Source organism: Pseudooceanicola spongiae, assembly GCF_014899185.1.
GTDB classification, from domain to species: domain Bacteria; phylum Pseudomonadota; class Alphaproteobacteria; order Rhodobacterales; family Rhodobacteraceae; genus Pseudooceanicola; species Pseudooceanicola spongiae.
The window spans coordinates 558,408-576,149 of record NZ_CP045201.1; the positions used below are offsets into that span (position 1 = coordinate 558,408).

14 protein-coding genes are annotated in these 17,742 nt (G+C 64.1%); 7 read left to right on the forward strand and 7 right to left on the reverse strand.

Features of this window, described 5'->3' with window-relative positions; genetic code table 11:
• Nucleotides 1-17: 17 nt before the first annotated feature.
• A complete protein-coding gene (locus F3W81_RS02650; RefSeq protein ID WP_193082130.1) occupies nt 18-458 on the reverse strand; it encodes a VOC family protein in 441 nt (146 codons plus the stop codon).
• A gap of 285 nt (nt 459-743) precedes the next feature.
• On the opposite strand from F3W81_RS02650, the gene F3W81_RS02655 reads away from it, so the two are divergent.
• Entirely contained in the window at nt 744-1,328 is a 585-nt protein-coding gene (locus F3W81_RS02655; RefSeq protein ID WP_193082131.1) for an HNH endonuclease, read from the forward strand.
• Nucleotides 1,329-1,415: 87 nt separating this feature from the next.
• Here F3W81_RS02655 and F3W81_RS02660 read toward each other — a convergent pair whose 3' ends face one another.
• The 4 genes from F3W81_RS02660 to F3W81_RS02675 form a co-directional block, all read right to left on the reverse strand.
• Nucleotides 1,416-1,928 (reverse strand): bactofilin family protein, encoded by a 513-nt coding sequence (locus tag F3W81_RS02660; RefSeq protein ID WP_193082132.1) that lies wholly within the window; start codon nt 1,926-1,928, stop codon nt 1,416-1,418.
• A complete protein-coding gene (locus F3W81_RS02665; RefSeq protein ID WP_193082133.1) occupies nt 1,918-3,243 on the reverse strand; it encodes a M23 family metallopeptidase in 1,326 nt (441 codons plus the stop codon). The genes F3W81_RS02660 and F3W81_RS02665 overlap by 11 nt, the downstream gene beginning before the upstream one ends.
• A 222-nt stretch (nt 3,244-3,465) precedes the next feature.
• On the reverse strand, nt 3,466-4,290 hold the full coding sequence (locus F3W81_RS02670; RefSeq protein ID WP_226941823.1) for a ferritin-like domain-containing protein: 825 nt from the start codon (nt 4,288-4,290) through the stop codon (nt 3,466-3,468).
• A gap of 297 nt (nt 4,291-4,587) precedes the next feature.
• Complete coding sequence (locus tag F3W81_RS02675) at nt 4,588-5,049, reverse strand: peroxiredoxin (RefSeq protein WP_193082134.1); 462 nt, start codon at nt 5,047-5,049, stop codon at nt 4,588-4,590.
• 174 nt (nt 5,050-5,223) lie between these two features.
• Here F3W81_RS02675 and F3W81_RS02680 point away from each other — a divergent pair, with 174 nt between their 5' ends.
• The 6 genes from F3W81_RS02680 (at nt 5,224) to uvrA (ending at nt 16,756) form a co-directional block, all read left to right on the forward strand.
• Complete coding sequence (locus F3W81_RS02680; RefSeq protein ID WP_193082135.1) at nt 5,224-8,859, forward strand: YhdP family protein; 3,636 nt, start codon at nt 5,224-5,226, stop codon at nt 8,857-8,859.
• A gap of 63 nt (nt 8,860-8,922) precedes the next feature.
• Entirely contained in the window at nt 8,923-9,978 is a 1,056-nt protein-coding gene (gene queA / locus F3W81_RS02685) for a tRNA preQ1(34) S-adenosylmethionine ribosyltransferase-isomerase QueA (protein WP_193082136.1), read from the forward strand.
• Nucleotides 9,979-10,107: 129 nt separating this feature from the next.
• On the forward strand, nt 10,108-11,373 hold the full coding sequence (locus F3W81_RS02690) for an MFS transporter (protein WP_193082137.1): 1,266 nt from the start codon (nt 10,108-10,110) through the stop codon (nt 11,371-11,373).
• 104 nt (nt 11,374-11,477) lie between these two features.
• A complete protein-coding gene (locus F3W81_RS02695; RefSeq protein WP_193082138.1) occupies nt 11,478-12,056 on the forward strand; it encodes a DUF924 family protein in 579 nt (192 codons plus the stop codon).
• A gap of 260 nt (nt 12,057-12,316) precedes the next feature.
• Nucleotides 12,317-13,711, forward strand: coding sequence for a dihydrolipoyl dehydrogenase (gene lpdA / locus F3W81_RS02700; RefSeq protein WP_193082139.1), 1,395 nt, complete (start codon nt 12,317-12,319; stop codon nt 13,709-13,711).
• Between the two features lie 177 nt (nt 13,712-13,888).
• Nucleotides 13,889-16,756 (forward strand): excinuclease ABC subunit UvrA, encoded by a 2,868-nt coding sequence (uvrA, locus tag F3W81_RS02705; protein WP_193082140.1) that lies wholly within the window; start codon nt 13,889-13,891, stop codon nt 16,754-16,756.
• 77 nt (nt 16,757-16,833) lie between these two features.
• Here the strand turns inward: uvrA and F3W81_RS02710 are convergent, their stop codons facing one another.
• Both F3W81_RS02710 and F3W81_RS02715 read right to left on the reverse strand, forming a co-directional pair.
• Nucleotides 16,834-17,262, reverse strand: coding sequence for a hypothetical protein (locus F3W81_RS02710; RefSeq protein ID WP_193082141.1), 429 nt, complete (start codon nt 17,260-17,262; stop codon nt 16,834-16,836).
• A gap of 77 nt (nt 17,263-17,339) precedes the next feature.
• Complete coding sequence (locus F3W81_RS02715) at nt 17,340-17,729, reverse strand: hypothetical protein (protein ID WP_226941824.1); 390 nt, start codon at nt 17,727-17,729, stop codon at nt 17,340-17,342.
• Between the last annotated feature and the right edge of the window lie 13 nt (nt 17,730-17,742).

Sequence of the window (17,742 nt, forward strand, 5' to 3'; positions counted from 1 at the left end):
GATCCGGGCGCCTGCGATCAGGCGTCCGGAAACCACAGGCGGGGCTCGGCAAATTCGATCGAATTGCCCGCAGGGTCGCGCAGATAGATCGAGCGTGCGCCGCCGGGCCAGTGGAAATCCGCTTCGATCTGCTGTCCCGCAGCGCTCAGCCGTTCGACCCAATAGGTCAGCTCGGCAGCGGTCGCGGCAAAGCACATATGCCCCTCGCCCCGTGCCCCATGTGCGGGGACCGGCAGGGCGGGATTTGCCCCTCCCTCAACGGTGCGGGCGGGATTGAAGATCAGCAGCACCGTATCGCCAAGGCGATAAAAGACGTGGCGATCCTCCGATCTGGTGATCTTTTCCAGACCAAGCACGCCGCCATAAAACGCTTCGGCCGCATCGAGGTCGGAAGCGTAGAGCGCGAATTCAAGCAAAGCAGCGGGGGGCGGGCCGACAGGCGGATCTATATCAATCATGGCACGACGATATCCCGGCGGCGTCCGGTGTCAACGGGCCGATGCGCGAGCCCGCAGTGTATCGCAGCGCAAAGGCCCGGCCCGCGAGGCGGCTGCAGGTGAAATCCCGGTCTGTTTCGCGATTGTCATTTGGGCGTTACGCTGCGGGGTTAGGGCTTTGCGGCGTATCTATATATCATGGGGCTTGTCAGGCCCTTAACGCGATATATAGTCAAAGTGTTGCTGGGGCGGGGTGTCCCGCTCTGGTGCCCCACGCGGGCAGACAGGGCGGAAACGGAGTCGCAGATGGACGGAGATTTCAGAACGGAATTCGTGAGAGAGCCAGCGGCGCTGAAACAGCACCCGGCGCTAGTGTTGAACGCGGATTACCGGCCCCTGTCATATTACCCATTGTCGTTATGGCCCTGGCAGGAAGCGGTGAAGGCGGCCTGGCTGAACAGGGTGGATATCGTGGCCGAGTACGACACCTTCGTGCGAAGCCCCAGTACCCGGATACGGATCCCTTCGGTCGTTGTCCTGAAAGATTATGTCAAACCTCAAAAGCGCGTGGCCTTCACGCGCTTTAATCTTTTTCTGAGGGATGAATTCGCCTGTCAGTACTGTGGCGCACGGGGCGATCTGACCTTTGATCATGTGGTGCCCCGCGCCAGTGGCGGGATCACCAGCTGGGAAAATGTCGTGGCGGCCTGTTCCCCCTGCAACCTCAGGAAAGGCAGCAACAGTCTGCGCCGGGCGGGCATGAACCTGCGCAAGCCGCCGCGCGCGCCGGGCGCTGAAGAGCTGCGCAACATGGGTCGGCGCTTCCCGCCAAACCATCTGCACGAAAGCTGGATGGACTACCTGTACTGGGATGCTGAGCTGGAGGCCTGAGCGCCTCCAGAGACCGGCCTGCACCCAAGCCTGAAACGCAAAAGCCCCGGCAAATCGCCGGGGCTTTGTCATGTCAGAGTCGCGGCCTTAGCCTTCGGTGGGGGCGTCCGGCGTCGGGGGCGCCAGTTTCTTCGGCGCGTTCTTGCCGCCGGTCAGAGGATCGTCCTGACGCTGAACGGAGCCTTCGAAATGCGCACCGGATTCGATGGCGATGGTCTTATGAATGATGTCGCCTTCGACGCGCGCGGTCGAGGTCAGACGCACCTTGAGGCCACGCACACGACCGATGATGCGACCGTTGATCACCACGTCATCCGCAGTGACTTCACCGCGGATCGTGGCGCCTTCGCCGATGGTCAGCAGATGGGCGCGGATATCGCCCTCAATGGTGCCTTCGACCTGAATGTCACCGGTGGTCTTGAGATTGCCGGTGATGTGCAGATCAGTCGAGAGAACCGAGGCAGGAGGCTTGGCCTTGGGCGCCGTCGGTTTGTAGTCAGGGCTGGTGGCAGTCTTGGGCGCCGAAACGTCTGTGCCTGCCGAATGTGTGCTCTCGGAGGTTTTCGGTCCGGGTTCGTTGATTTTGCTCTTAGAAAACATCTTTTGCAGCCTTGATATAGGTCATCGGGTTAACAGGTTTGCCATTTACACGCACTTCATAATGCACGTGCGATCCAGTCGAGCGTCCGGTTGACCCCATATCACCGATGCGGTCACCGCGCGAGACCCTTTGGCCCACCTTCACGGAAATGCGTGACATATGACCGTAACGGGTCTCGATCCCGAAGTCGTGCTGTATCTTTACCAGTTTGCCATAGCCGTTCGACCACCCTGCATGGATGACGACGCCATCGGCGGTGGAATAAAGCGGCGTGCCGACCGGGCCTGCCAGATCCACGCCATAGTGATTGCGCCGCCCGCCGGTCTTGGGGTCGCGGCGCACGCCGAAGGGCGAGGAGTAGCGGAACGACGAGTGCACCGGGATCGCAAAGGGCGCCTTGGAGGCCGCGAGGCGGTAGAGGTTCAGTGTGTCGAGCTTGGCCAGAATGGCGTTGGCACGATCCGCATCGGGAGAGGGGAGTTCGTCCGTCATGGGGAAGGAGATTGGTGTCAGCGGGCCGCCCTGGCCGGAATAGCCGCGGCGCACCTGCTTGAGAAGGCTGTCCGTGTTCAACCCTGCGGCGCGAAACATCTTGTTCAGCGGGGCGACAGAGACATCCATTGCGTCTTCAAGCTGGTGGAAGATGGCATCGTTCTGATCCTGCATCAGAGCGATACGCTGCGACAGCTCGTCCGCCTGCAGCAGGGCGTCCTGCGCGTTGGCGTCGATCTTGTCGCGCTCCATGGCCGTGTCGGTGAGGGCGCTGGACAGGAAGGCCAGTGTGTCTTCGGCGTAGGCAGGCAGCTCTTCACGCTCGCCGCTGGCATCGGGGGCTGTGGCGGCGGTCAGCTCGGTGCGGACCTCGTCGCGTTCGCGGATGGTGCGCCGCAGTGTCGTCTGGATGACGTCGATGCCGGTCTCAAGCTCGCGGTTGCGGGCCTCGGCCTTGAGCAGTTCGGTCTGCATGTCCGAGACGCGGGCGAGTGCGGCGTTGAAGCGGTTCTGCGCCGCGAGGGCTTCGGATTCACGCAGGTCACGCTCGGTCGCCATGTCGTTGAGGCTGACCTGATAGGTGATCTGATCGCGCAGCGCCTGTTCGCGGTAGTTGCCCGATCCGATGGTGTCCATCAGCAGGATCGCGGTGGCGATGATGGTCCAGGCGACAATGCAGGCGCTGCCAGCGAGGGCGAAAAGCTGGGTTGCGGGCCGAAGCCGGATGAACCGTGTTTCGCTGTCGGAGCGTAGAAAGAGCCGACGTTCCGGAAAGTGCCGTTCAAGCACCGCATGCAAGCGGATGGCGAGCCGTGTCCTCACGAGGTCAATGTCCCTTATCGTTCCCCTGCGCCCGTCGTTCATGGTCCCCACCAGGGCGCTTGAAACCTGTTACCCAAGCGATGGTCCTGCGGCAACCGTTTTGGCCGGAGAGCCCGGGTGAGAGGCGAAAAATCGCGGATCGGGCAGGAAATCGCCGAAATGAATGGTTTTTCGGGGCGGATGGCTGGGTGAGGGGGCGTCGGTCGCGCGGGATTTCGGAGGTCAATCGCGCTCGGTCAGGGGCCAGTAGAAATCTGGCGGAAGACCGGCTTCGGCGCGTTTTTCCTCGTTGAAGGGGGGCTTCAGGGTGCCGTGGAAGTACTGGCGTACGAGGGCGTGGAACATCGGTTTGGGGTCGTGTTCGTGGCGCCCGCAGAGGTAGTGGAACCACTTCGAGCCATAGGCGACATGGGCGACCTCTTCGGCGTAGATCGTCTCAAGCGCTTCTACGGCCTGGGAAATATCGGCCTTGCGGAAGATCTCGATGATGCCGGGGGTGACGTCGAGGCCGCGGGCCTCCAGCACCATCGGCACCACGGCGAGGCGGCCAAAGAGGTCGTCCACGGTATCCTCGGCAGCGCGCCACATGCCGGCATGGGCCGGCAGCGCGCCATAGTGCGAGCCGAGCGCCTCAAGACAGTCGCACATCAGGTTGAAATGCTTGCTTTCCTCATCCGCGGCCTTGACCCAGTCGTCATAAAATCCTTGCGGCATATGCACATGGCCGAAACGGGCGATGATGTCCCAGTGCAGGTCGACGGCGTTGAGCTCGATATGCGCGACGGCATGCAGCAGGGCGATACGGCCCGGGCCGGTGCCGGGACGACGGCGGGGCACGTCACGCGGTGCGAGCAGGTCGGGCTTGACGGGACGGGCGGGTTGCAGCGGCGGTGTGGCGGTGCCGATCGGGATCGGTGCACCGGCGTCGCGTGCGGCGCGCCAGGCGGCGGCATGGGCATGAGAGAGCGCCGTCTTGGCGCGGCCGTCGGCGGTGCTCAGCACCTCGACCGCCATTTGGGTGAGGGTCTTTGCACTGGCTGGCGTCATGGCGGGGTCCTTCATCTGGGTCGGTTGCCGGGGCCGGTATAGAGGGCGCGCGGCGTCGGCGGAAGGCTCGGAAACGGCTGAATCGGGATGTCGGTATCTGGTCGGTATCGCGTCGGCAACTGAACGGTGCGAAAACGCGGTGCAGGTGCTGCGGGGGCGGCGAGGTCCGAGAGCGCGCAGGGGGGGCTCTGCCCCCGCGCCTTTGGCGCTCCCCCGGAGTATTGAGGCAAGAAGAAGGTGGTGGCGGGGCGCTTGATGGGGGGCGACGGCGGCGAAGGGGGCCGCCGTCGGGGAGGGTCAGAGTGCCTTGACGGCTTCGAGGACCTCTTCGGCGTGGCCTGCGACCTTGACCTTGGGCCAGGCGCGCACGACGGTCCCGGTCGCATCGATCAGGAAGGTGGCGCGCTCGATCCCCATGTAGGTCTTGCCGTACATGTTCTTTTCCTTGAAGACGCCCCAGTCTTCGCAGACCGTGGTATCGGCATCCGAGAGCAGTTCGGTGGCAAGCTCATGTTTGGTGCGGAATTTCTCGTGCTTGGCGATGGTGTCTTTGGAGATGCCGAGGACGCGGGCACCGGCCTGCTGGAAATCCTGCGAGAGGGCGGTGAAATCCTTGTTTTCGGTGGTGCAGCCGGGGGTGTCGTCCTTGGGGTAGAAGAACACCACCACCGGCGCCGGACGCAGGGCCGAGAGAGTGATCGTGCCGCCGCTGGTGCTGGGGAGGGTGAAATCCGGGGCGGTATCGCCTTCGATGGGCATAGTTTTGCCTTTCCTGAGGAACATTTCGTGCTTCCATATTAAGCGCTGGCGGAAGAGATTAAAGGCATCGTCTGACGTGCTTCGCTTTTTCGCGGGCAAGCGGATGGTTTGCGTGCTGTAGCGATGGCCTGAGAGCAGGGCCCTGGCGCAGTGCGGGACGTAACGGGACAGGGTATGGACGACAGGCACAGGTCTTCAGGGGCGGACCAGGAGAGCGCGGGCGATGTCGTGGACCGGGGTGGCGAGGCTGGCCCGCAGGCGACGGCTGCGCCGGGCGATCATGCGCATGCCCATGGCACGGCCGCGGGCAAGGGCGCTGCCAAGGGCGCGCGGGCGCGCAAGCGGTTCGCCTTGCCGGGCAAGCCCGTGCCTGTCGCCAGCAAGGCGGCGGCGGACCCTGCGGCGCGCAAACGCTGGCGGGCGCGTCAGCGTGCGGCGGCCGAAAGTGCCTCCGAGACGACCCCGGCGACCGAGCATGGCCGCATGGGTCCGCGACGCTATCACCACAGGCGCAAGGCCCACTGGACGCTGCGCAGCTGTTCGGCGCTGATCCTGCTGTCGCTGCGCGCGGTCTTTGCTATGGCGCTGGTGATCCTGGGGGTCACGACCTTTTATGTCGCGGGCGACAACGGCAGGCTGGAGGTGCCCGAGTGGCTGCGTGCCGAGATCGAGCGCAAGATCGAGGCGCAGACACCGGGGCTGGAGGTCGGGTTTCAACAGCTGTCGCTGGTGGTGGAGCATGGCTGGCAGCCTCGGGTGCAGCTGAGCGGTGTCACACTGGCGATGGGGGACGGGCGCACCCGGCTGACGCTGGCGGACATGTCGGCGCGCATGGCGATGGAGCCGCTGTTGCTGGGGCGGTTGCAGCCGAGGGAGATCATGCTGTCGGGGGTGCATCTGCGGGTGCGGCGCAATGCCGATGGCGATTTCGACGTGGTGTCGCATAGCGAAGCGGCTCCGCTGACGGCGCCTGCGGGCGAGGATGCCTCGGCTGCGGAGGCGGGGCGCGATGTGGCCGAGGCCATGGAGGAGCTGAAAGACCTGCTGGGCACACCGGCGCTGTCGCGTCTGCGGCGAATCGACGGGCAGGGCCTGACGATGGTCTATGAGGATTTGCGGGCGGCGCGGCGCTGGTCGCTGGATGGTGGGCGGCTGAGCCTGAGCCGGGATGGCGATAACCTGCGCATCGGTGGCGACTTTGCGCTGCTGGGGGGGCGGTCCTATGCCACGGTGATCGACACCAGCTATACGACGACGCTGAGCAGCCGGGCCGGGCAGTTTGCCCTGTCGGTGCAGGATATGCCCGCGGCGGACCTTGCGACGCAGAGCCCGGCGCTGGCCTGGCTGGGGGTGCTGGATGCGCCGCTGTCGGGCGCCCTGCGGGTGAGCTTGGACGAGACCGGGGCCGTCGGGCCGCTGAACGCGACTTTGCAAATCGGCGCCGGGGTTTTGCAACCCACCCAAGGCGCCAAGCCGATCCCGTTCAATGCGGCGCGGACCTATTTCACCTATGATCCGGCCAGCCAGTCGCTGCGTTTTTCCGAACTATCGGTCGACAGCCATTGGGTGCAGCTGGAGGCAGAGGGCGAGCTGAAGCTGACCGGCGGCGAGGGCGCGCCGGTGGCGCTGGTCGGGCAGCTGCGCGCCAGTGACGTGGTGGCCGACCCGGCGGATCTGTTCCCCGAGCCCGTGCATGTCGAGGGGGCGCAGCTGGATCTGCAGTTGCAGCTGGAGCCGTTCCGCCTCAGCCTCGGGGCGCTGACGCTGCGCCAGGGCGATCAGCGGATGGTGTTGCGCGGCGACATGGCGGCGGATGCCGGGGGCTGGGGGCTGCATCTGGACGGCCATATGGACGCGATCGAGGCGCGCACGCTGCTGAGCTACTGGCCGCCCTCGGCCGTGGGCAAGACGCGCGACTGGATCGACAAGAACGTGCAGTCCGGCACGCTGGAGAACCTGCAGCTGGGGGTGCGCGCCACGGATGGCGGCAAGCCCGACATCTATCTGGGGTTCGAGTTTCGCGATTTGACGGCAAAGTACCTCAAGACCCTGCCGCCGATCACGGGTGGGCGTGGCCATGCCAGCCTGTTGCGCAACCGTTTCGTGGTGCAGGCCGATGCGGGGCAGGTTGCCGCCCCCGAGGGCGCAGGCACCGCCGGGATGATCGATATCGCGGGCTCCTCCTTCGTGGTGGCGGATGTGACGCAAAAGCCGACCATCGGGCAGATCAACCTGCGCACGCACAGTCAGATCCGCGACATGCTGGCCCTGCTGGACGAGGAGCCGTTCCGGTTTCTGAGCAAGGCCAACAAGCCGGTTGACCTCGCCTCGGGCGAGGCTCGGGCGCAGGCCGAGATCACCCTGCCGCTGATCAAGGATCTGCCGCTGGAGCAGGTGAAGCTGAAGCTGAGTGCCGAGCTGGTTGATGTGGCCAGCGATCAGCTGCTGCCGGGCAAGACGCTGAAAGCCGAGAACCTGTCGGTGACCGGCGACACCGGGCAGCTGAAGATCGCCGGGGCCGGGACGCTGGACGGCGTGCCCTTTGAGGGCGGCTGGAGCACGGCGCTGGGCAAGGATGCCAAGGGGTCTGAGGTTGTGGCCTCGGTGACGCTGGATGACCGCTTTGCCAAGGCCTTCCTCAACGGTTTGCCCGAGGGCACGGTGGCGGGGCGCGGCACGGCGCAGCTGCGGGTCGATCTGCCGAAAGGCGGGGTGCCTGCGTTCCGGCTGACCTCGGACCTTGCGGGGCTGGGCCTGCGCATCGACGGGATCGGCTGGCGGCTGAGCGAGGCCGCCAAGGGCACGCTGGAGATCGGCGGGCAGCTGAGCACGCCGGTGTCGATCGACAAGCTGCATCTGGAGGCGCCGGGACTGGCGGCCGATGGCAAGATCGAACTGGCGGCGGATGGCAGCATGGCGGCGGCGCGGTTTTCGCGCGTGACGGTCGGGCGCTGGCTGGATGCGCCGGTGGTGCTGAGCGGGCGCGGCAAGGGCCAGTCGCCCGGCGTGGCGGTCAATGGCGGCACCTTCGATCTGCGCTATCTGCCGCAGCTGCCGTCAGGTGGTGCGGGCGGTCCGCTCTCGGTCAAGTTTGACAGGTTGCTGATTTCAAACGCGATGCGGCTGGACGGGTTCGTCGGGGATTTCTCGACCGTTGGGGGGATGCAGGGCAACTTCAGCGGCCGCATGAATGGCGGCCCGGTGGTGCAGGGCCGGGTGATCCGCGACAAGGGCGATCAGGTGATCCGCATTGACGCCGCCGATGCGGGCGCGGTGATTGCCGCCGCCGGTCTGCTGTCCAAGGGGCGCGGCGGCGCGCTTGGCCTGACGCTGAGGCCCACGGGCGAGAAGGGCAGCTTTGACGGCAAGCTGGTGGTCAAGGACCTGTCGATTCAGGATGCCCCGGCGATGGCGGCCTTGCTGAGCTCGATCAGCGTGGTCGGTCTGCTGGAGCAGATGGCGGGGCAAGGCATCCTGTTTGCCGATGTCGAGGCCGATTTCCGCCTGACGCCGGACAAGCTGTACCTGCGCAGTTCAAGCGCTGTCGGGGCGTCGATGGGGATCTCGATGGACGGCACCTATGACATGGGCAGCAAGGCGATGGACATGCAGGGTGTGGTGTCGCCCTTCTATGTGCTCAACGGCATCGGGTCGTTCCTGACCCGCAAGGGCGAGGGGCTGTTCGGCATGAACTTCACGCTGAAGGGGCCCGCCTCGGCGCCGTCGGTCGGGGTCAACCCGCTGTCGCTGCTGACGCCGGGCATGTTCCGCGAGATCTTTCGCAGGCCCGCGCCGGTGGTGCCGAAATAGCCGCAGCATTGCGAAGCGGGGCGGTTTCGGTGTAGCGCAACAGCCGCTGCCAGGAGAGACGACATGCACCTATCCGATTTCGACTTTGATCTGCCCGAGCGGCTGATTGCGACCCGCCCCGCCAAGCCCCGCTCCGCCGCGCGGCTGCTGGTGGCCGAGGGCGATGCGATCAGCGATGCGGTGGTGCGCGACCTCGGCGACTGGCTGCGCCCCGGCGACCGGCTGGTGCTGAACGACACCAAGGTGATCCCGGCGCGGCTGTCGGGCGTGCGGGCGCGGAGTTCGGACGCAGGCGACACGCAGGCGCAGATCGAGGTGACGCTGCTGGAGCCGCGCGCCGATGGCACTTGGGCCGCGCTGCTGAAGCCGCTGCGCAAGGTGAAGGAGGGCGAGGTGATCCGCTTTTCCGACCGTCTGTCGGCGGTGCTGGAGGCCAAGGAAGACGGGCAGGGCCTGTTGCGCTTTGACCTTGCGGGCGAGGATTTCGATGCCGCGCTGGCCGAGGCCGGCAACATGCCGCTGCCGCCCTATATCGCGGCGCTGCGCGCCCCCGATGCGCAGGACAAGGATGACTACCAGACCGTCTGGGCGAAGCATTCCGGGGCGGTGGCGGCGCCCACGGCCTCGCTGCATTTCGACGAGGACCTGCTGGCGCGGCTGTCGCAGATGGGCGTCGGGTTCACCCATGTGACGCTGCATGTCGGCGCGGGCACCTTTCTGCCGGTCAAGGTCGAGGATGTCACGACCCACAAGATGCATGCCGAATGGGGCCATGTCAGCGAGGCTGCCGCGGCCGAGATTGCCGCCACGAAAGCGGCGGGGGGCCGTGTCATTCCCGTCGGCACCACGGCGCTGCGCCTGATCGAGAGCGCGGCGCGCGCGACCGGCGCGATCGCGCCCTGGCAGGGCGAGACGGATATTTTCATTTATCCGGGATTTAAGTTCGCCGTCGCCGATGCGCTGATAACAAATTTTCATCTGCCCAAGAGTACATTGATGATGCTGGTCTCGGCGCTGATGGGGCAAGAGCGGGTCCGGCAGATCTACGCCCATGCGGTGACGGAAAATTACCGATTCTTCTCGTACGGAGATGCCTCTCTGTTGATCCCGCGCTCGTGACGTGAAAAAGCAGGCACTTGTTGTATCGTGTCGTGACGCGACTGAATTTGAAACTGCCGTTCTCATGACCGATTGAGCCAAGTTCTGGTTTGACCCGGTCTGTTCGGTGCCCTGAAAGGGAGAAACCGGATGATCCAGGTTCTTAGAAGCTCTTGGGCGTTGCTGCTCGGTCTGATGTTGCTGATGCTGGGCAATGGTCTGCAAGGCACCCTGCTGGGTGTGCGCGGCGAGATCGAGGGCTTTTCGACCTTCCAGATGTCGCTGGTCATGTCGACCTATTTCGCAGGCTTCCTCGGCGGGTCGCGTCTGGCGCCGGGAATGATCCGGCGGGTCGGGCATGTGCGGGTGTTTGCGGCGCTGGCCTCGTTCATCTCGGCGGTGCTGATCCTCTATCCGGCCTATGCCAACCCCTATGCCTGGATGGTCGAGCGGCTGATCATCGGCTTCTGTTTCTCGGGCGTGTACGTCACCACCGAAAGCTGGCTGAACAACGCCGCCACCAACGAAACGCGCGGCCAGTCGCTGGCGCTCTATTCCATCGTGCAGGTGCTGGGCATCCTGTCGGCGCAGGGCATCCTGCTGCTGGGCGATCCGGCGGGCTTTGTGCTGTTCATCGTGCCCTCGATCCTCGTCTCGATCTCTTTTGCGCCGATTTTGCTGTCGATCTCGCCGACCCCGGCGTTCGAGAGTACCAAGCCGATGTCGTTGAAAGAGCTGTATAAAACCTCTCCGCTGAGTATCGTCGGCGTGTTCCTGGTGGGCGGCGCGTTCTCTGCGCAGTTCGGTATGGCGGCCGTTTTCGGCACACAAGCCGGGATGAGCATTCCGCAGATTTCGCTGTTCATCTCGATGTTCTATGTCGGCGCGGTGCTGGCGCTGTTCCCGCTGGGCTGGCTGTCGGACCGCATGGACCGCCGCCTGCTGATCGGCTGCGAAGCGGTCATCGCCGGGGTCGGGGCGCTGCTGGGCTTTGTCTTTGGCGACAACTTTTACGTGCTGCTGGTGGCGGCGGCGATCATCGGCTCGATGATCAACCCGCTCTATTCGCTGCTGCTGGCCTATCTGAACGACTACCTCGACACCGATCAGATGGCGGCGGGCAGCGCGGGCATGATGTTCATCAACGGCCTCGGCGCGATCGGCGGGCCGGTGCTGACCGGCTGGGTGATGACCATGGTGGGGCCGGGTGGCTTTTTCCTGTTCATCGCAACGCTGTTGCTGGCGACCGCAGGCTACGCAGCCTACCGCATGACGCGCCGCCCGGGCATGTCCTCGGACGATACGGCGAGCTATGTTCCGGTCATGATGTCGGCCTCGCCGGTGGCAGTCGAGGCGGCGCAGGAATGGGCGGCAGAGGCGGCTGAGGATGCAGCGGCGGACGAAAGCACCGCCTGAGGGCAATGTTAGCGCCTGAAATTCCGAGATTTGGCATTTCAATATTGTAAAACCTCTGTAAGGCTGCAGCCAACGGCGTAATGGCTAATAGAGAGGAGTCCGCCATGATTGCCCCAGATGAGGTGCTTTCGTTCTGGCTTGACGAGGTTGGACCGGCCGGGTGGTACTCGGGCGGCGAAGAGATTGATCAGACCATACGCGACCGGTTCGGCGACGCCTGGCAGAATGCCTGTGACGGTGCCTTCGGGCTGTGGCTGACCTATCCCGCTGGCGCGCTGGCCTATGTCATCCTGATGGACCAGTTCCCACGCAACATGTTCCGCGGAGACGGCAAGGCGTTCAAGACCGACGGTATCGCGCTGGCCGCGGCCAAGATGGCGATCCGCCACGGCTGGGACATGCGGATCGACGAACCGGCGCGGCAGTTCTTTTACCTGCCGCTGATGCATTCGGAAAACCTCTGCGATCAGGAACGCTGCATTCGCCTGATGGTGGATCGGATGCCCGAAACCGGCGATTCCAACATGCTGCACGCACAGGCGCACCGCGAAGTGATCCGCAAGTTCGGCCGCTTTCCTTACCGCAACGAGGCGCTGGACCGCTCTTTCACCGGGCCCGAGGCCGCCTATCTCGAAGAGGGTGGCTATGGCCTGACGGTGAAAAAGCTGCAAGCCGCAGGCTGATCCGGCACCGCCCGACGACATTGACCGCCGCACCCGGAAACGGGGGCGGCGTTTTCACATGCGCCGCAGGGCAGCTTGTTGTTTGACAGCGGGCGCAGGGGTTGTGACAGTGGGCGTCAGGCCGCGTCGCCCGCTATCGGGGCGATGCATAGCAGCCTGTCAGGTGCGACCGGGCAGAAGTGCCCTGGCGTTCTTGTGGGTTGAGTAGAGATAGTTTAACGTCAAACTATATTCTGAACGAGTTTGCAGCGGAGGGGCACATGGCGTCCAAATCTTTCGATTTCATCGTGATCGGGTCGGGTCCGGGCGGGTATGTCTCGGCCATTCGTGCCGCACAGCTTGGCCTGAACGTGGCCATCATCGAGCGTGAGAACCTGGGCGGCATCTGCCTGAACTGGGGCTGTATCCCGACGAAAGCGCTGCTGCGCTCCTCCGAGGTGTTCCACCTGATGGAGCGTGCCAAGGAGTTCGGGCTGTCGGCGGACAAGTTCGACTTTGACCTTGGCGCGGTGGTCAAGCGGTCGCGCGGGGTCGCGGCGCAGATGGAAGGTGGCGTGAAGCACCTTCTGAAGAAGAACAAGGTCACGGTAATCATGGGCGTGGCGAAACTGGCCGGCAAGGGCAAGGTCTCGGTGAAGACCGACAAGGGCAGCGAAGAGCTGACGGCCAAGCACATCGTCGTCGCCACCGGCGCGCGGGCGCGTGAGCTGCCGGGCTTGGAGGCCGACGGCGATCTGGTCTGGACCTACCGCCACGCGCTGAATCCGCCGCGGATGCCGAAGAAACTGCTGGTCATCGGCTCGGGCGCGATCGGCATCGAATTTGCCAGCTTCTACAACACCTTCGGCGCCGACACGACAGTGGTTGAGGTGATGGACCGCGTCCTGCCGGTGGAGGATGCCGACATCAGCGCCTTCGCCAAGAAGCAGTTCGTCAAGCAAGGCATGAAGATCATGGAGAAATCCGGGGTCAAGCAGCTGGACCGCAGCAAAGGCAAGGTCGTCGCCCATATCGAAACCGGCGGCAAGATCGAGAAGATGGAATTCGACACCGTGATCTCGGCTGTCGGGATCGTCGGCAATACCGAAAACCTCGGGCTGGAGGATCTGGGCGTCAAGATCGACCGCACCCATGTGGTGACGGACGAGTTCTGCCGCACCTCGGTCGAGGGCCTCTATGCCATCGGCGACATCGCCGGGGCGCCCTGGCTGGCGCATAAGGCGAGCCATGAAGGCGTCATGGTGGCCGAGCTGGCGGCAGGCGGTCATCCGCATCCGATCAAGCCGGGCAGCATCGCGGGCTGCACCTATTGCCACCCGCAGGTTGCCAGCGTTGGCCTGACCGAGGCGAAGGCGAAAGAGGCGGGCTTTGAGGTCAAGGTCGGCAAGTTCCCCTTCATCGGCAACGGCAAGGCCGTGGCGCTTGGTGAGCAGGAAGGCATGGTGAAAACCGTGTTCGACGCCAAGACCGGCGAGCTGTTGGGCGCGCATATGGTTGGCGCGGAAGTGACCGAGCTGATTCAGGGCTATGTCATCGGCCGTCAGCTGGAGACGACGGAGGAAGATCTGATCAACACCGTCTTCCCGCACCCGACGCTGAGCGAAATGATGCACGAGGCGGTCCTTGCCGCCTACGGTCGCGAGATCCATATGTAATCTGTCACCAGTCGCGCAAATCTGGGGGCGTCCTGCGGGGCGCCCTTTTGCTTTTGCGCGGGTCTGGGCCGCTGCAATGCGGCGAAAACCGTTAAGTTCGTTAAATGTTCTTCAATTACCCTTGGAAGATCGGCGGGCTTAAACTAGATTTCAACCATTCACCCGAGGGGGCCTGCAATGGCGGAACAGAAGAATATCGAGGTGCGCGGCGCGCGCGAACATAACCTGAAGAATATCGACGTGGATATTCCGCGCGATCAGCTGGTGGTGATCACCGGGCTGTCGGGCTCGGGCAAGTCGAGCCTGGCGTTCGACACGATCTATGCCGAGGGCCAGCGCCGTTATGTCGAGAGCCTGTCGGCTTATGCGCGCCAGTTCCTCGACATGATGGAAAAACCGGACGTGGACCATATCAGTGGCCTGTCCCCGGCGATTTCCATCGAACAGAAGACGACCAGCAAGAACCCACGTTCGACCGTGGGGACCGTGACCGAGATTTACGACTACCTGCGGCTGCTCTACGCGCGCTCCGGCACGCCGTTCAGCCCGGCGACCGGTTTGCCGATTGAGGCGCAGCAGGTGCAGGACATGGTAGACCGCGTCATGGGCATGGAAGAGGGCACCCGCGCCTTCCTGCTGGCGCCCATCGTGCGCGACCGCAAGGGGGAATACCGCAAGGAATTCCTCGAGTTGCGCAAGCAGGGCTTTCAGCGCGTCAAGGTCGACAACACGTTTTACGAGCTCGATGAGCCGCCGAAGCTGGACAAGAAATTCCGCCATGACATCGACGTCGTCGTCGACCGGATTGTCGTGCGCGAAGGCATGGAAACGCGTCTGGCAGATTCGTTCCGCACCGCGCTGGACCTGGCTGACGGTATCGCCGTGCTGGAAACCGCGCCTCGCGAAGAGGATGGCGGCGAGGCGGAGCGGATTACCTTCAGCGAGAATTTCTCGTGTCCCGTCAGCGGGTTTTCGATACCGTCGATTGAGCCGCGGCTGTTTTCCTTCAACGCGCCGGATGGGGCCTGCCCGCATTGCGATGGGTTGGGTGTCGAGCTGTTTTTTGACGAGCGGCTGATGGTGCCCGATGCGCAGCTGAAGATTGCGGATGGCGCGATCGCTCCCTGGCGCAAAGGCAAGTCGCCGTACTTTCTGCAGACGATCGAGGCGCTGGCCAAGCACTATGGTTTCGACGCCAACACCCGTTGGAAGGACCTGTCGGCGAAGGTCCAGAAGGCGTTTCTTTACGGCTCGGGCGAGGAAGAGATCGCCTTTCGCTATGACGAGGGCGGGCGCGTCTACAACGTCACCCGCACCTTTGAGGGCGTGGTGCCGAACATGGAGCGACGCTATCGCGAGACCGACAGCAACTGGGTGCGTGAGGAGTTCGAGCGCTACCAGAACAACCGGCCCTGCGGCGTCTGCAACGGGTTCCGTCTGAAGTCCGAAGCGCTGGCGGTGAAGATCGCCGGGCTGCACGTCGGGCATGTCGTGCAGATGTCGATCCGTGAGTCGCTGGACTGGATCCAGACGGTTTCCGATCAGCTGAGCAAGCAGAAGGGCGAGATTGCCCGGCCCATTCTGAAAGAGATCCGGGAACGTCTTGGGTTCCTGAATAACGTGGGTTTGGAATACCTTACGCTGGCACGTTCAAGTGGTACTTTAAGTGGTGGCGAGAGCCAGCGCATCCGGTTGGCCAGCCAGATCGGCTCGGGCCTGACGGGCGTTTTGTATGTGCTGGATGAGCCCTCGATCGGTCTGCATCAGCGCGACAACGGGCGCTTGCTGGAGACGCTGAAGAACCTGCGCGATCAGGGCAACTCGGTGCTGGTGGTGGAGCATGATGAGGAAGCGATCCGCGAGGCGGATTATGTCTTTGATATCGGCCCCGGTGCCGGGGTGCACGGCGGCCATGTCGTGGCCAAAGGCACACCAGAGGAGATCGCGGCCAATCCGGACAGCATGACCGGGCGATATCTGTCGGGCAAGCGCGCCATCGAGGTGCCGGCAGAGCGGCGCAAGGGCAATGGCAAGTCCATCGAGGTGGTCAAGGCGACGGGCAACAACCTGAAAGACGTCTCGGTCAAGTTCCCGATGGGGATGTTTGTCTGCGTCAGTGGGGTTTCGGGGGGCGGCAAGTCGACGCTGACCATCGAGACGCTGTTCAAGACGGCCTCGATGCGGCTGAACGGGGCGCGGCAGACCCCGGCACCCTGCGAGACGATCAAGGGGCTCGAACACCTCGACAAGGTCATCGACATCGACCAGCGGGCCATCGGGCGCACGCCGCGCAGTAACCCCGCGACCTACACCGGGGCCTTCACGCCGATCCGGGACTGGTTCGCCGGTCTGCCGGAATCCAAGGCGCGTGGCTACAAGCCGGGGCGGTTCAGCTTCAACATCAAGGGCGGGCGCTGCGAAGCCTGTCAGGGCGATGGCGTCATCAAGATCGAGATGCACTTCCTTGCCGATGTTTACGTCACCTGCGAGACCTGCCGCGGCAAGCGCTACAACCGTGAGACTTTGGAAGTTAAGTTCAAGAACAAGAGCATAGCCGACGTTCTTGATATGACGGTTGAAGATGCGCAGGAGTTCTTTCAGGCGGTGCCGAACATCCGCGAGAAGATGGATGCGCTGGTGCGTGTGGGCCTTGGCTACGTCAAGGTGGGCCAGCAGGCGACGACGCTTTCGGGCGGTGAGGCGCAGCGCGTCAAGCTGTCGAAAGAGCTGTCGCGTCGGGCCACGGGGCGCACGCTCTATATCCTCGACGAGCCGACGACGGGTCTGCACTTCGAGGACGTGCGCAAGCTGCTGGAGGTGCTGCACGAGCTGGTCGATCAGGGCAATACGGTGGTGGTGATCGAGCATAACCTCGACGTCATCAAGACGGCGGACTGGATCATCGACATCGGCCCCGAGGGCGGCGATGGCGGTGGCGAGGTCGTGGCCATCGGCACGCCGGAAGACGTGGCGCAGGTCGAGGCCAGCCATACCGGACGCTACCTGAAGGATATGCTGAAGACAGCGAAGGTGGCGGCCGAATAGGCCTCCACCGCTGGAGGATGCGAAAAGGGGCGCGCTGGTGACAGCGCGCCCCTTTTGGGTTCTGGTTCAGGGAAGGCTCAGCGGACGAGGCGGGCCTGATAGAAGGTGTTGGCCTCTTGCGTGACCCGGTCGATCACTTCGCGCGTGCTGAGGCTGGCGCGGTAGATCTGACCGTCGACGTCGAAATAGACCCAACCGTCTTGCGCATTCGGCAGGCCGTAGCGCGCGGTGTTCATCAGGACCATGTATTTGTAGGGCAGCACGTCGCCGGGCTGGAAAGCCTGCGTGTCGGCAGGCTGGGTGACGGCGTCCTGATCGATCAGGGACGAGTCGTTGCTGAGATGGGCGGCGGGATTGAGATCGGTGCTGATGGGCTCGGCCGAGAGGCAGGCGATACCTTCGCTGATGGCGTCACAGCTGCGGGCATTGGCGGCGGTTGCACTCAGGGCGGGAATGGCCAGCGACAGGGCAAGCAGGGTCGGCAGGCGCAGAGCAAAATGCGTCATCATCAGGTCCGTTTCGTGTTTTGCGGTGGGGCGTTACGCGATCAGGGGGCAGCCCTGTCGCGGGCGGGAAAGGGCCGTCAGTTCAGCACGTCAGCGACGGCACCGATCAGGCGGACGATCTTCATCGTCTGGCTGTCGACCTGCACCACACGATCATCGACGCGGTAGTATACGGCACGCGGGTCGAGGCCATAGAGGCCGGGCTGGCGCACGCGGATCACATCGCTGTAGCCGGGGTCGATACGGTCGCCGATGACATAGGGCATGACTTTCTTGGCCAGGCCCGGCGGCACGCAGGCGGGGGACTTCTTCGCCAGACCCGGAGGGCAGCCACGGGTGTTGCCATGGGAGGCGGCCTTGAAGACCATCACATCGTCGGGGATCAGAGCATTGGCGGAGTGTGGCAGGGTGGCAAGGGTCGCGCTGCCGAGGGCGATTGTCAGGGCGAGGGGGATCATGCGCTTCATCTGTCTCTCCATC

What these genes read in the sequence shown, in the direction of transcription:
- F3W81_RS02650 (WP_193082130.1), bottom strand. Translation starts at nt 458, where the DNA reads ATGATTGATATAGATCCGCCTGTCGGCCCGCCCCCCGCTGCTTTGCTT.
- F3W81_RS02655 (WP_193082131.1), top strand. Translation starts at nt 744, where the DNA reads ATGGACGGAGATTTCAGAACGGAATTCGTGAGAGAGCCAGCGGCGCTG.
- F3W81_RS02660 (WP_193082132.1), bottom strand. Translation starts at nt 1,928, where the DNA reads ATGTTTTCTAAGAGCAAAATCAACGAACCCGGACCGAAAACCTCCGAG.
- F3W81_RS02670 (WP_226941823.1), bottom strand. Translation starts at nt 4,290, where the DNA reads ATGACGCCAGCCAGTGCAAAGACCCTCACCCAAATGGCGGTCGAGGTG.
- F3W81_RS02675 (WP_193082134.1), bottom strand. Translation starts at nt 5,049, where the DNA reads ATGCCCATCGAAGGCGATACCGCCCCGGATTTCACCCTCCCCAGCACC.
- F3W81_RS02680 (WP_193082135.1), top strand. Translation starts at nt 5,224, where the DNA reads ATGGACGACAGGCACAGGTCTTCAGGGGCGGACCAGGAGAGCGCGGGC.
- queA (WP_193082136.1), top strand. Translation starts at nt 8,923, where the DNA reads ATGCACCTATCCGATTTCGACTTTGATCTGCCCGAGCGGCTGATTGCG.
- F3W81_RS02690 (WP_193082137.1), top strand. Translation starts at nt 10,108, where the DNA reads ATGATCCAGGTTCTTAGAAGCTCTTGGGCGTTGCTGCTCGGTCTGATG.
- F3W81_RS02695 (WP_193082138.1), top strand. Translation starts at nt 11,478, where the DNA reads ATGATTGCCCCAGATGAGGTGCTTTCGTTCTGGCTTGACGAGGTTGGA.
- lpdA (WP_193082139.1), top strand. Translation starts at nt 12,317, where the DNA reads ATGGCGTCCAAATCTTTCGATTTCATCGTGATCGGGTCGGGTCCGGGC.
- uvrA (WP_193082140.1), top strand. Translation starts at nt 13,889, where the DNA reads ATGGCGGAACAGAAGAATATCGAGGTGCGCGGCGCGCGCGAACATAAC.
- F3W81_RS02710 (WP_193082141.1), bottom strand. Translation starts at nt 17,262, where the DNA reads ATGACGCATTTTGCTCTGCGCCTGCCGACCCTGCTTGCCCTGTCGCTG.
- F3W81_RS02715 (WP_226941824.1), bottom strand. Translation starts at nt 17,729, where the DNA reads ATGAAGCGCATGATCCCCCTCGCCCTGACAATCGCCCTCGGCAGCGCG.